The following is a 15,640-nucleotide window of genomic DNA, read 5'->3' on the forward strand; positions in this document are numbered from 1 at the left end:
GCAGAGGAAAAGCCATTTTGCCGCAATCTCAGCCCCATCATCTGGTGATCACCGCGCTCGGTGTTGACCGTCCGGGTATCGTCAACACCATTACCCGACACGTCAGCAGCTGCGGTTGCAATATTGAAGATAGCCGTCTTGCCATGCTTGGGGATGAGTTCACCTTTATCATGCTGCTGTCGGGCAGCTGGAACGCGATCACACTGATTGAATCGACCCTGCCACTGAAAGGGGCAGAGCTGGAACTGCTGATCGTCATGAAGCGCACCAATGCCCGGCTCCGTCCGCCGATGCCCGACACCGCGTTCATTCAGGTTGAGGTGGCTGATTCGCCGCATATTATTGAACGCTTTACCGATCTTATCGATAAGCATCAGATGAATGTGGCCGAACTGGTGTCGCGCATTACACCAGCGCAACACAATTTGCCCCCTACGCTCTATATTCAAATGACCGCTCACAGTCCGACGCGAACCAGTGGCACCCCGTTTGAGCAGGCGTTTAATACCCTGTGTCAGGAGCTGAATGCTCAGGGAACGCTGCGCCTTTACAGTGTGTCAGATGCCGACAGCAGCGAATCTGTCAGCGCGGTACGCTAAGCTTTGGTCAATTAACCGGAGTTATTTCTCCACATTACTGCCACTGAAAGGTGACCGGCTATGTGGTGAAATACCCCCTGATGGTAATTTTCCCTCTGGCCGTTTCTGACCGGATGGTGTATTACCCACAGCCTGAATAAGAAAATGGAGAGATGTAATGAATCCACTGAAAGCCGGAGATACTGCACCCGCATTTAGCCTGCCCGATCAGGACGGCGAACACGTGAATCTGACCGACTTCCAGGGACAGCGCGTTCTGGTGTACTTTTACCCGAAAGCGATGACACCAGGCTGCACCGTGCAGGCGTGCGGTCTGCGTGACAACATGGATGAGTTGAAAAAAGCGGGCGTGGAAGTGCTGGGCATCAGCACCGACAAACCGGAAAAACTGTCAAAGTTTGTCGAAAAAGAGCTGCTGAACTTTACCCTGCTCTCCGATGAAAACCATGAAGTCTGCCAGGCGTTTGGCGTCTGGGGTGAAAAAACGTTTATGGGGAAAACCTATGACGGCATTCATCGCATCAGCTTCCTGATAGATGCTGAGGGCAGGATCGAAAAAGTGTTTGATAACTTCAAGACCTCGAATCACCACGACATGGTGCTGGATTACGTCAAGTCAGCCTGATGTTGAGGGGCGCGGTAGCCTTAACGCCGCGCCCTGCTTAACTTCCCCTTCCCCACCCATTTTTATCCTGCCGTTGCGAAACACTGTGAGTTAACGCGATTACGCGGCGGCCACGATAACGCAGTTGCGCCCGGCATTTTTCGCCTCATAGAGTGCCGCATCCGCCTGTTTTAAACTGCCTTCCAGCCCGACATCCTGCGAACCATTCCAGGCCGCGACGCCGATAGACAAGGTAATGCGTCCCACGTCGGTGAGCCAGGCTTCTGCAATACCCAGTCGCACGCGCTCGGCGATAATCTGCGCCTCATCCAGCGCCGTTCCCGGCAGCAGCATCAGAAACTCCTCTCCGCCGTTGCGGCACACCACATCAGACTGACGGGCGCTGGCACGCAGCGTGCTCGCCACCTGCTGAATCACCCGGTCGCCCACATCGTGGCCCCAGCTATCGTTGACGTTTTTAAAGTGATCGATATCCAGCGCCAGCACCGAGAAAGGCTGGCGTAGCGTGCGGTAGTACTCCAGTACCGCATTAAGACCACGGCGATTCAGCAACTGAGTCAGGGGGTCGGTCTGGGCTTCCGAACTCAGACGACCGATTTTGTCCTGCACCAGTCCGATGCCGGTGAGCAGCGCGCGCTTGACCTGCGCCGCCTCAAAATACCAGGCACTGATGCCGCCAATCTCTTTTGATACGCCCTGCGCATCCATCCGGCTGGCTTTGCGGGCCAGCTGGAACAGTGGTCGGGCAATCAGCCGTGCCAGCCCTAACGCAACCAGCAGGGTCAGCAGTGCGAACGGCACCGAGTTCTTCAGGACTTTCATTAACAGGCCTGAAAGCGGGTTCAGCGTGACGTTAATCGGCTTCAGCGCCACCACCGTCCAGCCGGTGGTCGGGACGACGGCATAGCCCGCCAGCTGCGTCGACTCACCTGCACCCGCAAGCATCAGCGAGCCATTGGTCTGCTCGTCACGCGGACTGACGATGGCGGGCAGAACTTTACCAATCAGCTGACGATTCTGGTGATACAACACCTCATTATTACTGTCGAGCACATAGACCGTGGTGCCATCGCGGTAGAATTGTTCACCCAGTAGCGCATTCAGAATGCTTTTTTTCTTCAGATAGATCGTGCCGCCGATGTAGCCCAGATAGTCGCCATCGGGACTCCAGATTGGCCAGGAGACAAATACCAGCAGATTATTGGCTGCAGAAAGGGTCGGTTTACTGATGATCGGCTGCCGCAGCGTCAGCGCTTCGCGGGAGGCGTCGCTGGTGACACGCATCCCTTTCAGCGTCAGGGATTCAGGCGAGATCGCTTTGATCGCGCCCTGCTCATCCACCACGGCTACCGAGTTGAAACTGGTGGTCTGCTCACGCAGACGATTGACTTCGCTATTCAGCAGTCCTTCATTATTAAAGTCACGGCTTAGCTGATTGGCGCTGTAGTGCAACTGTGACTGCGCCAGCTGAAAAAAGATTTCACTGGTTGAAGCCAGCTTGGCGGCATAGGCCCGGTTAGCCTCAAGCGTGGTGTCAATCAGCACCTGGCGCTGCACCCGCCAGGTGGCGTAGAGCGTATTCGCGAGCGTGATAACAATGCTGACAATCACCAGCAGGGCGATCAGATTGCGCAAGTCGGCCTTGGGCCGAAAGAGCTTTAACATGGCGTCGCCGCCCCGGAGAAGAGTGTCATGTCGTGAATGCCTGATTATTTTTTTAATGTGTGCCAGAAGCCCTGATAGCCGGGCTTAAGTCTACACTGTGTCGGCATTTTTGAGCAGCATTAAGACAAATATCACCCCGCTTAATACAGATTTAGCTGGCACTAATCGATTAACCCCTGACTATCGTAAAATGGCCAGGGTCCCGAAAAGTGGCCAATCGCGCACTGATGCGTGACCATTCCCTGCACTGGCTGCCAGCAATGGAGCAAAAAGCCGGGCGGCTCCAGAATAAAGTGAGCCGGCCCCTCCGGATGCAGATCCAGAGCCACCTGATGCGACACGCCGGGTGCGACACAGGCCAGGGTTCCGGCAAAGCGGGTCTGCAGGCTGCGATGCAGATGACCACAAAGCACCCGCTCAACCTGCGGATGGCGGACAATGATCGCCTCAAGTGCCTCAGGATGGCGTAACCGTTGCCGATCCATATGCGCAATGCCACAGGCAAAAGGGGGATGATGCAGCATCACCAGCGTGGGCTGATCCGCGGCCTCGCGCAGTGCCTGATCCAGCCATTGCAACTGCTGCTCATCCACCTCCCCCCACGGCTGTTGCGGTACGCTGGAGTCCAGGGCCAGCAGCCTGACGCCGCCCACGCTAAGCTGCCAGTTCAGGGTCGGCCCCGCTTGCAGGTAGGTGTGATCCGGGAAGGCAGCACGCAGTGCCTCGCGATCGTCGTGATTGCCCGCCATCAGATAAAAGGGCAACTGGAGGCGCTGCAGGGCTTCGCGCAGCGTCTGATACTCTTCCGGCCTGCCAAAATCGACCAGGTCGCCGGTAATCACCACCACATCGGGGCGCGGCTGCAGCGCGTTAAGGGTATCGATAACCTGCAGTAAAGCGGCATGGGTATCGACCTGTTTATAAGAGAGACGACCAAAAGCCTTGATATGCAGATCGCTGATTTGCGCGATGACCGTGGGTTGAACAGACACAACAGACTCCTTAGCAACTAAATTCCAGCGCGGCCTGGCGGGTCAGCGACCAGCTGATGCGCTGTCCCGCCTGCCAGATTTCGCGGGCATGACGCTCGACCTGAATGGGGTTATCCAGCCCGATATCGATCAGTAAGCGCTGCGAGGCGCCAAGAAATGTACTGCCCACCACCACACCGCGCTGGGCATAGCGGGTGTCGTCGGCCAGCAGCACATCTTCCGGGCGGCAAAAACGCAGGGGATGACCGTCGGGATCGTGCGCAATGCAGTTTATGGCGCCCACAAAATCCGCTACAAAGCGGGAGGCCGGGCGCTGATAAATTCCCTGCGGAGTATCGAGCTGCACCAGACGGCCCTGCTCCATCACCGCGATGCGATCGCCCAGCGCCATCGCCTCCTGCTGATCGTGGGTGACGTAAACCGCGGTGATCGCCAGCCGCTTGAGCAGCGCGCCGATCTCCAGCCGTAGTCGATCGCGCAGCCTGGCGTCAAGCGCCGCCAGCGGCTCATCGAACAACAGGACTTTAGGCCGGGCGGCCAGCGCACGTGCCAGCGCCACCCGCTGCTTCTGCCCGCCGGACAATTTATCAATCGCCCGGTGGGACAGATGTGTCAGGTCAACCAGTGCCAGCATCTCCGCGACCCGCGCATCACGCTCGGCACGTGGCACGCCCTGCACCTTCAGACCATAGGCGACGTTCTGCGCCACGTTGAGCGTCGGGAACAGCGCGTAGTTCTGAAACACCATGCCAACATTGCGTTTCTCAATCGGCAGCGCGGTGACGTTACGCTTGTCAAACCAGATCTCTCCCGGGGGATCGCTGCTATCCAGACCGCTGATAATACGCAGCAGCGTGGTTTTGCCACAGCCTGACGGCCCCAGCAATACCAGTGTTTCACCGGCGTGAACCCGCAGGTCGAGCGGATGCAGCGCGACCTGCTGATTAAAGCGACGCGAGCAGTGGCTCAGCGTCACGTTGACGGCCTCATTCATACGGTTTCCTCTCTCTGCTGCCGCGAAGATTGCCGTTCCAGCCAGTGATTACAGGCGTTGAGCAACAGCAGCAGCGGTAAAATCATCATAATAAAGATCAGGGTATAGGCGGACCCGACTTCCAGCCGCATCGAGGTGTAGCTGTCGGCCAGACCGACCGGCAGGGTTTTGGTCAGTGGCGTGTGCAGCATCCAGGTAATGTTGAACTCCCCCACCGACAGGGTGATCACCATAAATGCGCCCGCCAGAATGCCGTTGCGGCAGTTCGGGACGACCACGGTAAAGAAGCGGCGCCAGAAGCCCGCCCCCAGGCTGGCGGCGGCTTCTTCAAGGCGCGGCAGATCAATCGCCTGCATCACCGACAGCACCGGTCGGATCATAAAGGGCAAGGTAAAGAGCACATGGCCGATCAGGATGAAGAGCCAGCTGTCGCGCAACGCGCTGAACTGACCATAGAGCAGAATGATGCCCAGTGCGGTGGCCAGGCCCGGCAATGCGACTGGCAGCATCAGGCACTCCTCAATGCGGCTGGCCCAGCGTGACGGTGATTTCAGTAAGCCCCAGGCGGCCGGCACGCCAGCGATAACCGTCACCGCCAGACAACTCAGAGCGATCAGCAGCGACAGCCAGAAGGTGTCGGCATACATCTGCCACACCTGTTCCACCCACTTCAGCGTCAGGCCGCTGCGCAGGCCAGTGAAATAGTTCTGCGTGACGCCCGCCAGCATCGAGAGCACAACCGGCACAATCATAAACAGCGCGGTGAGGCTGGTGATCACCACCTGCAGCCAGAACAGCCCCCGGCGTTTCATGTCTTCTCCTTACGGCGGGCAGCCAGTCCGTTCGCCAGCATCAGCGCCAGCCAGGCCACCGCCCCCATCACCACCGAAAGCGCCGCTGCGGTGGCAAAGTTGGCGTAATTAGTGAACTCACCATAAATGGTCAGCGGCAGCACCGCGAGCTCTGTGCCAAGGGTAAATGCGGTGCCAAAGGCGCCCATGCTGGTGGCGAAACAGAGCGCGCCGCAGGAGAGCAGCGCCGGTTTCAGGCCAGGAATGATGACGTCATTGATGATGCGCCACTGGCTGGCACCCAGCGATCGGGCGGCCTCTTCCAGCGAACGGTCCAGCTTTTCACTGGCCGCCACCAGCGTCACGATGGCGCGCGGCAGCGAAAAATAGAGATAGCCAATAAATAAACCGCTGAGCGAATAAGCAAGGACCCAGCGCTCATGAAACAGACTGAGACTGAGTTGCGCCAGAACACCCTGACGCCCCGCCAGCATGACCATCAGAAATCCCACCACCACGCCCGGAAAGGCCAGCGGAAAGGTCAGCAGCGCCAGCAGCGTGCCTCGCCCGGTAAAGCGCTGCCGTGCCAGAAAGCAGCCGACCACCGCAGCAATCAGCAGCGTCACCAGCGTGACCGCCGCCGAGAGCAGCACGGTATTCAGCAGGCTTTGCAGATATTGCGGCTGGCTGATTACCGTCCAGTAGCCGCTGTGGTGAGTTGTACGATCTTCCGTCATACCGATCTGCAACAGACGAGCAAACGGCAACAGCCAGAAGGCAGCAAAGAACAGCAGCGCAGGCAGCAGCATCCACGGCCAGTTTGCCCCCAGCGGCCGAAGGCGGTGGCGAACTGAGTCGCCAGCAGCAAACGGATTGATCTCTGAGAGTGACATCAGCGGATCTCGCTCAGATAACGGGCGGAGAAGCTCTTCTGCGCGTCGGCCATCTGCTGATAATCCACCGTGTGAGCGCGCGCATAGTCGCTGTCAGGCAGAAAATATTTCTTCGCTTCGGGTGACATCGCCCCCGCCCGGACCGGACGCAGCCAGGCATTAGCCCAGATCGCCTGACCGGCATCTGACAGCACGAAATCGATCACTTTCTTACCGTTGGCCGGATGCGGCGCATTTTTCACCAGGCTGATGACGTAAGGCACCGTGACCGTCCCCTCGCTGGGGATCACAAATTCCACATTGGCGTGATCTTTGTAGCGGGCGCGATAGGCATTGAAGTCGTAGTCGATCAGAATCGGGATTTCGCCTGAAATCAGCCGGGCATAGGCGGTCTGCTTAGGCACAATCGGCTGGTTGCGTTGCAGTGCTTTGAACCAGTTGATGGCCGGGGTGAAGTCATGAAGACTGCCGCCTTTCGCCTGGTTCACCGCGACGGCTGCAACGTAGCCCACAAAGGCGCTGGCCGGATCAAGATAACCCACCATGCCTTTATATTCCGGCTTCAGCAGATCATCCCAGGAACGCGGCACCGGCGCGCCACCCAGCGCATCAACATTGACCATAAAACCCATGGTACCGGAGTGCAGCGCTACCCACTTGCCAGCAGGATCTTTCATGCCTGCCGGGATCTGATCCCAGTTTGCCGGTTTGTAAGCGCTGACCACGTCTGCACTGACTGCCTGAATGCCGAAGCTGACGCCGTAATAGACCACGTCGGCGACCGGATTGCTTTTCTCGGCGACCAGCTGCGCCAGCGCCTGACCCGAATTTTTATTATCCTGCGGCACATGAATGCCCGTCGTTTTTTCGATCGCCTGGAGCTGTGTCGCCCAGTCGGCCCACTCTGGCGGGCAGTTGTAGCAGATAGCATTTTCAGCCGCCTGCGCCCACGATGAGGCAAGCGTGCATCCGGCCAGCAGCGCAGCGCTGGCGATAGGTTTGAAGTTAACGGTGAGTGACATGATGTTCCCCTGAAAAAGAGCCATGAAATGCCGGGGCGACACTCTCCCCGAAACGTAAATGATGAGCCAGCAGATGGGTTTTACCGCCGACGGGATTCAGAAGCAGGTCAATGGCGCGCGCGCCCATTAGCGCAATCGGCTGCACCACGCTGGCCAGTGAAGGTGAAAGCTGTTCGCCCAGCTCAATGCCATCGAAGCCGACCACGGAGAGCTGATTCGGAACGCTGACGCCGGCACGCGCAGCGGCGCCCAGCAGGCTGATAGCCAGCAGATCGTTACTGCAAATCACCGCCGTCAGCGGCGAAGGTGAATTAATCAGCGGCAGCAGCGGATGGAAATCGGACTGGATATGGCTGGGCATCTCAATCATCGCCTGCGGCGTCAGACCGGCCTGCTGCATGGCATCGCAGTAGCCGAGATAGCGCAGACGGGCGCGGTCAGATTGCTGCATAGGACCCGCAGCCATCACGATGTGGCGGTGGCCCAGTGACACCAGATGGGCGGTCGCTTCGGCAATGGCTTTGCGGTTATCTACGCACAGCGCGGGCCATTCGTGCTGTTGCGGAACGTTGTGGGTCAGCACGAAGGGCATCTTCGCCGCTGCCAGTGTCGGCAGCAGCGCACTGCTGTCGGCATCTGCCACCGTCAGTACCAGACCGGCGACACGCTGGTGCAGCATATGTTCGACAATGGCCGCTTCCCGCTCAGCCTGATAATCACTGGTTGCTACCAGCAGCCCATATCCCGCCAGACAAGCCTGCTGCTCCATCGCCTGTAACTGCATGGCAAAAACCGGATTGAGCAGTGAAGGCAACAGGACGCCAAGCGTGGTGGAGTGCTGGGTGCGGAGCTGACGGGCAATATGATTCGGACGGAAACCGATCTGTTCCGAGGCGGCAAGCACCTTTTGCAGCGTGCCCGGTTTTAGCAGATGAGGGTCAGAAAAGGCGCGCGCAGCGGTTGCGCGGGAGACCCCTGCCAGTCTGGCTACGCTGATTAAATCGGTCATGACTGCCTCGTTTATTGTCGATGAGATCGATCTCATTGCGACAACACTAGCGGCGTTCTATGACAGGGACATCACAGCAATTTGACGGGAAGGTGACAGCGGCAGTGACGCCGCTGTGGGGGAATTAAAGCATCAGGAAGGCGTAACCGCTGTTTTCCAGGGTCGCAACGGTGGTGCCGCTGGAGATGGTATGAGTGACCATCGGGTCGATCCAGTTGCGCTCAAGCTGATGAAACGCCACTGACTGATCGCAGATAGTGACCTGAACGCCCGCTTTTTTCAGTTCGCTGATCAGCTTCAGGTTCGGGTTATCGACGCCGTAGGCTTTGCTGAACTGGTCATTATTCAGCGCTGATGAAACCGCGTCGCCGTTAATTGATACCACAAATTTCAGCTGGTCGAGTGGCACACCTGCCGCATAATAGAGGTTGGTGACGCGCGCTACGCGCTCCAGACCGAGATTCGGCTTACGAATATCCCCTTCACTGCGGTTGATCTGAAATACTATTTTATTACTCAGGCCCGCTGTCGTGCCGGGTTTAAATGCAGGCGTATCGACATAATGTATTTTGCCGTAGCCTTCAATCGCTGGCGTACTCCAGAAATCAGCAGGTTCGGATTTATTATCCGCCATTTTTCCGCTGACCTTATCGAATAATTCCGGCAACTGTAAAACATTGCCTCCGATAAATCCCGCTACGGCTGCCATCACCACTAAAGCTGCTGGACGCATTAACTCTTCTCCCGATCGTTTAAAACATTAATTACATTGCCAGCCACGCGTATCCCTGGTTTTGCAGGGTTGATACGGTGGTCGGACTGGAAAGCGCATGGACTACAGATTTATCAATCCAGTTATTAGGATAGTGATGGAATGCCACGGACTGATCGCAGACCGAGACTTTCACTCCCGCCTGATTCAGCTCATTAATCAGCTTCAGGTTTGGATTTTCGATGCCATAAAACTTTTTAAAATGGGCGTTATCCAGCATGGCGGGCGTCGCATCGCCGGTGACCGAAACGACAAACTTCAGCTGATCGGCCGGAATGCCGGAGGCGATATATAAATTCACCACGCGCGCCACACGCTCCAGTCCCAGATTGGGCGCGGTCATCGCGCCATCGCTTCGGGTAATCTGGAAAACAATTTTATTGCTCAGGCCCGCCACCGGTTTAAACGCGGCGTCGGGCTCATAATGAATTTTGCCGTAACCTTCAATCGCTGGTGTGCTCCAGAATCCCGGGGCTTCCTGTGGCTCGGTTGCAAAATGGCGTGTCACTTTGTCATAAATCTCGCCACTCTGTGTGACAGCCGCGCCAACGACTCCGCCAATAATGGCGATTAACGCGTATGAAACAACTGAACGCATAACACTTCTCTCCGGCAAATAATGTCTGGCAGATTCAGGACTGAATCAGGTCGGCTATCTATATCACAGCGCAGGCATAATTCTCGCCTGCGTAAATTCAGGTCAGCGCGCGGCTGATAACTGCTGAAATTATTCACCTTCCGTATTAATCGAAAAGTTTCATTATGAGGAAAAAAAGGTCTTAATCAGAATGGACCTGACTCTTTGTGCTCTTTTCACTTCCTGTGACATTAACAGCAATAAATAACAGCCAGGCGTAGCTGGAATAAGCAGGATAAAGGCGGGAGCTACGATTTAATTTATCAATGGCGAAGAGGAGATTCACGGCTCAGAGAGGGCTATTTTTTCAGAGTAGACCTGGAAAAACTCATGCCATAGTCAGTTTTTTTGAGTGAATTTACATAACTTTAAAAAAATCCGCTCACAGGCTAAATCTGCGCGGCAGCAGATTCTGCTTTATTCTGCCGAAGCGCATTGGGAATAAATGAATAAGGCGTTACTTAACCGCTCACAAACCCGGCGATACTCCGCCGGTTTTTATTCGTTTAAGCGCGGTTTAAGTTGGCAGGATGTTCAGTTTTTTTCGTCAAAATGGGCGATCTTGCACAAATTACGTCGGTCGCTTGCCAGAAAACGACATTTCATTCTTTTGATGCTCTGGTTAAGATAGTCACGAACCGTCGTTATCTGCGAAAAATGGAACATTCCCGCTGCGCACCTGTCCATTTTCAGGGCCTCTCTACAGGATTAAGGCATGTTGAACCGGTTAAAGAAAACGCTGATCGCCGCGCTCCTTCCGACGCTCATTTTCACTACTCTGTCACCTGCTTACGCCGATGTCAGTGATTCACTTCCCGATATTGGCACTACGGCCGGTTCGACGCTGTCGATTAATCAGGAACTGCAGATGGGCGACTTTTATGTACGCCAGCTGCGTGCCAGTGCGCCGCTGATCAACGATCCGCTGCTTAATCAGTATATTAATCAGCTGGGTCAGCGACTGGTATCGCACGCCGACTCAGTGAAAACCCCGTTCCACTTCTTTCTGATTCAGAACGATGAGCTCAACGCCTTTGCCTTTTTTGGTGGCAACGTGGTGCTGCACTCAGCGCTGTTCCGCTATACCGAAAATGAAAGCCAGCTGGCGTCAGTAATGGCGCATGAGATCTCACACGTTACCCAGCGCCATCTGGCGCGCGCAATGGAAGATCAGAAGCGCAATGCGCCACTGACATGGGTCGGTGCGCTGGGCTCTATTCTGCTGGCGATGGCCAATCCGCAGGCGGGCATGGCAGCACTGACCGGCACTCTGGCGGGAACTCAGCAGGGGATTATCAGTTTTACCCAGGGTAATGAGCAGGAAGCTGACCGCATCGGAATTCAGGTACTGCAGCGCGCCGGGTTTGATCCTCAGGCGATGCCGAACTTTTTACAGAAGCTGGCCGATCAGAGCCGCTTCTCTTCGAAGCCTCCTGAAATTCTGCTGACGCATCCCCTGCCTGACAGCCGTCTGGCGGATGCCCGCAACCGCGCTAACCAGATGCGGCCGGTGGTGGTGCAATCTACAGAAGATTTCTATCTGGCAAAGGTGCGTTCACTGGGCATGTACTCCACCGGGCGTAATCAGCTCACCGACGAACTGCTGAGCCAGTATGCCAGCGGCAATTCTCGTGAGCAGCTGGCGTCACAATATGGCAAAGCCATACAGTTTTTGCAGGCGAAAAGCTTTGCCGATGCGAAGCGGATTATGACGCCGCTGCTGGCGAAACAGCCGAATAACGTCTGGTTCCTGGATCTTATGTCAGACATCGATATCGGCCTGAATCAGCCACAACAGGCGATCGCCCTGCTCAGCGCCGCCACCAGTGCAAAAAACAGCCCGGTGGTGCAGCTCAACCTGGCCAACGCCTACGTTGAAGCGAAACAGTATGCCAACGCCAGCCGTATTCTGAATCGCTACACCTGGGCTAATAAAGATGATCCCAACGGCTGGGATTTGCTGGCCCAGGCGTCTGCACAGCAGGGACTGAATGATGAAGAGTTATCGGCGCGGGCAGAGAGTCTGGCGCTGAATGGCCAGCTCGATCAGGCGATCACCGCGCTTGGCAGCGCCAGCGCACAGGTGCCGCTCGGCAGCCTGAAACAGGCGCGCTACGATGCCCGTATCGATCAGCTGCGCCAGTTACAACAGCGCTTTAAGCAATATCAGAAAGGTTGAGCATTCACGCTGCGAATAAAGGAGAGTCTGAGATGGTGACGATTTACCACAACCCGCGCTGCAGCAAGAGCCGCGAGACGCTGGCGCTGCTGAACGCCCGCGGGATAGAGCCGGACGTGGTGCTCTATCTGCAAGCGCCGCCCGATCGCGAGACGCTGCAAATCCTGTTACAGAAACTGGGAATGCAGAGCGCACAGCAGTTGATACGGACTAAAGAGGCGATCTATAGCGAACTGGCACTCAGCGACAAAAGCGAAAGTGCGCTGCTGGATGCGCTGGTGGAACATCCGGTGCTGATTGAAAGGCCGATAGTGATCAATGGCGACAAGGCGCGGATCGGGCGTCCGCCCGAAGCGGTGCTCGACCTGTTTTAAAGGCCGAGTGTCTCTTTCACAAACGGAATGGTGAGTTTACGCTGGGCGCTGATCGAGGCGCGATCAAGCCGATCCAGCGTATCAAACAGGGTGCGCATTTCACGATCCAGTCGCTTCAGCAGGAAGCGCCCCACATCTTCCGGCAGCTCAAATCCGCGTAACCCGGCGCGCAGTTGCAGCGCCTGTAATTTATCTTCGTCGGAGAGAGGCTGCAGGCGATAGATCTGCCCCCAGTCCAGCCGCGAGGCGAGATCGGGCAGTTGCAGATTAAGCTGGCGTGGCGGACGATCGCCGGTAATAAACAGGCGCGTATTGCCGGTTTCCAGAATACGGTTATAGAGATCGAAGATCGCCATTTCCCATTCAGGCTCGCCTGCAATGCACTCGATGTTATCGATGCAGACCAGTGACAGCTGCTCCATCCCTTCCAGTACTTCCGGTACAAACCAGGTGCGTTTATCCAGCGGAACGTAACCGACCGCTTCGCTGCGCGCTGACATCTCGGCGCACGCGGCGTGCAGCAAATGGCTCCGCCCTCCGCCTTCGCGTGACCAGAAGTAGAGATAGCTGCCATGTTGTTGGTTGAGAGCGCCTTTCAGCGCGGCAATCAGCGACGGGTTTTCCCCCGGCCAGAAGCTGGAGAAGGTTTCATCGTCAGGTAAATAGAGTGGCAATGACAATTGTGCCGGCGTGTTCAGAAGCACCTCAGCAAGAGAACAAGCAAAAAATCGGGGGAAGTCTAACACAGTTTTCAGAAAGAGATGAATGGGGCGTCCCTGCCCCGATCCTGTCAGGCTTGCTGCGATCACGGCTCGCGCGATTCTTCAGCCTCCAGCACCACTTCTTCCGGGCGCAGCAGTGAGATCATACGGAAGATCAACGCTAATCCAACCCCTACGATTGTCGCCAGCGCCATGCCTTTCAGCTCTGCAGCACCGATATGCACCTTCGCACCGCTGACGCCGATGATCAGGATCACCGAGGTCAGGATCAGATTTTGCGCTTTGTTGTAATCGACTTTGGATTCGATCAACACCCGGATACCGGATGCGCCGATCACGCCATACAGCAGCAGCGACACGCCGCCCATTACCGGTACCGGGATCGCCTGGATCACCGCCGCCAGTTTGCCGACACAGGAGAGCAGGATCGCCAGAATCGCCGCGCCGCCAATCACCCAGGTACTGTAGACGCGGGTAATTGCCATCACCCCGATGTTTTCGCCGTAGGTGGTGTTAGGCGTTGAACCAAAGAAGCCGGAGATGACCGTTGATAAGCCGTTGGCGAACATCGAACGATGCAGGCCAGGGTCGCGAATCAGATCTTTCTTTACGATGTTGGCGGTGACCACCAGATGACCGATATGCTCGGCAATCACCACCAGCGCCGCAGGCAGGATCGTCAGCATCGCCACCCACTCAAAGCGCGGGGTATAGAAAGTTGGCAGCGCAAACCAGGGTGCTTTAACCACGCCGCTCCAGTCAACGATGCCCATAAATGCAGAGAGCAGATAACCCGCTACCACCCCGACCAGAATCGGGATGATCGCCAGGAAGCCACGAAACAGCACGGAACCGAATACCGTCACTGCCAGCGTGACCAGCGAAATCAGCACGGTTGTACTGTCGGGCGCACTGCCTTCCGCGGGCAGCAGACCTGCCATATTTGCGGCAACACCCGCCAGCTCCAGACCGATGACGGCGACAATCGCGCCCATCGCCGCCGGGGGAAACATCACATCGAGCCAGCCGGTGCCCGCGCGTTTGACAATCAGCGCCACCAGACAGAACAGCACGCCGCACAGGATAAATCCGCCCAGCGCGACCTCATACCCCAGCGGCAGCAATAGCAGTACTGGCGAGATAAAGGCAAAACTGGAACCGAGGTAAGCGGGAATTTTGCCTTTACAGATAAAGAGGTAGATCAGCGTCCCTACGCCGTTAAATAACAGCACCGTCGCCGGGTTGATGTGGAACAGAATCGGTACCAGTACCGTGGCACCAAACATGGCGAACAGGTGTTGCAGGCTGAGTGGAATGGTTTGCAGTAACGGCGGTCGTTCACTGACGCCAATGGCGCGACGAGTCATCATTTATCCCCTTGTGTTATTTATCCCCCATGGCGCGCGCCTCTGGCACAGCAGCAGGCACGCCGGTGAGCCTCGCAGCCACACCAAACCCGTTCGGGGATCTTTTTTTTGCCAAAAAAAAGCCGACTCTCTGGTCGGCTATGCGATTTATTTGGTTCCGAAAATCTTGTCCCCGGCATCGCCGAGCCCGGGAATGATGTAACCCTTCTCATTCAGTCCCTGATCCACTGACGCGGTGTAAAGCTCAACGTCAGGATGCGCTTTCTCCAGCGCGGCAATCCCTTCTGGTGCGGCAACCAGTACCAGCACTTTAATGCTGGTGCAGCCCGCTTTCTTCAGCAGGTCGATGGTGGCAATCATGGAACCGCCAGTCGCCAGCATAGGATCGACGACCAGCGCCAGGCGCTCTTCGATGTTAGAGACCAGCTTCTGGAAATAGGGAACCGGCTCCAGTGTCTCTTCATCACGGTAAACACCTACCACGCTGATACGGGCGCTGGGAACGTGCTCCAGCACCCCTTCCATCATGCCAAGACCGGCACGCAGAATCGGCACCACCGTGATTTTTTTGCCTTTGATCTGATCGATCTCTACCGGGCCATTCCAGCCCTCAATGGTTACGCGCTCTGTTTCCAGATCGGCGGTCGCTTCGTAGGTCAGCAGGCTGCCCACTTCAGACGCCAGCTCGCGAAAACGCTTTGTACTGATATCATGCTCACGCATCAAGCCCAGTTTATGTTTGACCAGCGGGTGTCTGACTTCCACGATCTTCATTGGTGTTCTCCCGGAATGAGTTGAGCTAAAAAAAAATCGCGGGATTATACCGCCTTTTACGCTCCGCGCCACCTGCTCTTGCGCAAAGCCGCGGGTTTTACCGGGACAAATAGAGGATTAATGAAAATCGCCCGATGCGCAATCCCGGACTCGCAAACGTTTGCCTGCACTGATAGAATTGCCGCGCTTTATTTTAAACCACCAACCGCAACTCGCGTGGGGACC

At 56.5% G+C, this 15,640-nt stretch carries 16 protein-coding genes; 4 read left to right on the plus strand and 12 right to left on the minus strand.

Translation table 11 applies throughout. The features are described from left to right. Window positions 1–17 precede the first annotated feature (17 nt). Window positions 18–599 carry a glycine cleavage system transcriptional repressor gene (locus tag ACMGGP_RS12685; RefSeq protein WP_010260011.1) on the plus strand — a complete coding sequence of 194 codons (582 nt, stop codon included), beginning with the start codon at window positions 18–20 and terminating at the stop codon, window positions 597–599. Window positions 600–756: 157 nt separating this feature from the next. Then, the gene (gene bcp, locus ACMGGP_RS12690) at window positions 757–1,224 is read left to right on the plus strand and encodes a thioredoxin-dependent thiol peroxidase (RefSeq protein ID WP_010260016.1); all 468 of its coding nucleotides are present in this window, start codon (window positions 757–759) and stop codon (window positions 1,222–1,224) included. A 99-nt stretch (window positions 1,225–1,323) separates the two neighbouring features. On the opposite strand, the gene ACMGGP_RS12695 is transcribed toward bcp, so the two are convergent. The 9 genes from ACMGGP_RS12695 to ACMGGP_RS12735 form a co-directional block, all read right to left on the minus strand. Then, window positions 1,324–2,889, minus strand: a complete 1,566-nt coding sequence (locus ACMGGP_RS12695; protein ID WP_010260020.1) for a sensor domain-containing diguanylate cyclase — start codon at window positions 2,887–2,889, stop codon at window positions 1,324–1,326. A gap of 161 nt (window positions 2,890–3,050) precedes the next feature. After that, window positions 3,051–3,881, minus strand: a complete 831-nt coding sequence (locus ACMGGP_RS12700) for a phosphodiesterase (protein WP_022624147.1) — start codon at window positions 3,879–3,881, stop codon at window positions 3,051–3,053. 10 nt (window positions 3,882–3,891) lie between these two features. Beyond that, a complete protein-coding gene (locus ACMGGP_RS12705; RefSeq protein ID WP_062758785.1) occupies window positions 3,892–4,875 on the minus strand; it encodes an ABC transporter ATP-binding protein in 984 nt (327 codons plus the stop codon). Continuing rightward, window positions 4,872–5,687: an ABC transporter permease gene (locus tag ACMGGP_RS12710; protein ID WP_022624145.1), complete on the minus strand. Its 816-nt coding sequence runs from the start codon at window positions 5,685–5,687 to the stop codon at window positions 4,872–4,874. Before ACMGGP_RS12710 ends, ACMGGP_RS12705 begins: the two co-directional genes overlap by 4 nt. Next, window positions 5,684–6,559: an ABC transporter permease gene (locus tag ACMGGP_RS12715; protein WP_498798491.1), complete on the minus strand. Its 876-nt coding sequence runs from the start codon at window positions 6,557–6,559 to the stop codon at window positions 5,684–5,686. Before ACMGGP_RS12715 ends, ACMGGP_RS12710 begins: the two co-directional genes overlap by 4 nt. After that, window positions 6,559–7,581, minus strand: a complete 1,023-nt coding sequence (locus ACMGGP_RS12720) for an ABC transporter substrate-binding protein (protein WP_033769710.1) — start codon at window positions 7,579–7,581, stop codon at window positions 6,559–6,561. The genes ACMGGP_RS12715 and ACMGGP_RS12720 overlap by 1 nt, the downstream gene beginning before the upstream one ends. Further along, on the minus strand, window positions 7,565–8,590 hold the full coding sequence (locus ACMGGP_RS12725; RefSeq protein ID WP_371006823.1) for a LacI family DNA-binding transcriptional regulator: 1,026 nt from the start codon (window positions 8,588–8,590) through the stop codon (window positions 7,565–7,567). Before ACMGGP_RS12725 ends, ACMGGP_RS12720 begins: the two co-directional genes overlap by 17 nt. Window positions 8,591–8,714: 124 nt before the next feature. Further along, window positions 8,715–9,323: a DsrE family protein gene (locus tag ACMGGP_RS12730; protein ID WP_010671341.1), complete on the minus strand. Its 609-nt coding sequence runs from the start codon at window positions 9,321–9,323 to the stop codon at window positions 8,715–8,717. A gap of 31 nt (window positions 9,324–9,354) precedes the next feature. Next, window positions 9,355–9,960 (minus strand): DsrE family protein, encoded by a 606-nt coding sequence (locus ACMGGP_RS12735; RefSeq protein WP_010671340.1) that lies wholly within the window; start codon window positions 9,958–9,960, stop codon window positions 9,355–9,357. A 754-nt stretch (window positions 9,961–10,714) separates the two neighbouring features. On the opposite strand from ACMGGP_RS12735, the gene bepA reads away from it, so the two are divergent. Continuing rightward, window positions 10,715–12,178, plus strand: coding sequence for a beta-barrel assembly-enhancing protease (gene bepA, locus ACMGGP_RS12740; protein WP_010260049.1), 1,464 nt, complete (start codon window positions 10,715–10,717; stop codon window positions 12,176–12,178). A 32-nt stretch (window positions 12,179–12,210) separates the two neighbouring features. Further along, complete coding sequence (gene arsC, locus ACMGGP_RS12745; RefSeq protein WP_498798492.1) at window positions 12,211–12,552, plus strand: arsenate reductase (glutaredoxin); 342 nt, start codon at window positions 12,211–12,213, stop codon at window positions 12,550–12,552. On the opposite strand, the gene hda is transcribed toward arsC, so the two are convergent. From hda to upp, 3 genes are all read right to left on the minus strand, one after another. Next, on the minus strand, window positions 12,549–13,250 hold the full coding sequence (gene hda / locus ACMGGP_RS12750) for a DnaA inactivator Hda (protein ID WP_195719715.1): 702 nt from the start codon (window positions 13,248–13,250) through the stop codon (window positions 12,549–12,551). The genes arsC and hda overlap by 4 nt on opposite strands. 107 nt (window positions 13,251–13,357) lie before the next feature. Beyond that, a complete protein-coding gene (gene uraA / locus ACMGGP_RS12755; protein WP_498798493.1) occupies window positions 13,358–14,644 on the minus strand; it encodes a uracil permease in 1,287 nt (428 codons plus the stop codon). A gap of 144 nt (window positions 14,645–14,788) precedes the next feature. Next, on the minus strand, window positions 14,789–15,415 hold the full coding sequence (gene upp / locus ACMGGP_RS12760; protein ID WP_009088774.1) for a uracil phosphoribosyltransferase: 627 nt from the start codon (window positions 15,413–15,415) through the stop codon (window positions 14,789–14,791). Window positions 15,416–15,640: the final 225 nt, after the last annotated feature.

Origin of the sequence: Curtobacterium sp. BNK-1 (genome assembly GCF_048685235.1) — a bacterium.
Taxonomy (GTDB): Bacteria; Pseudomonadota; Gammaproteobacteria; order Enterobacterales; family Enterobacteriaceae; genus Pantoea; species Pantoea agglomerans.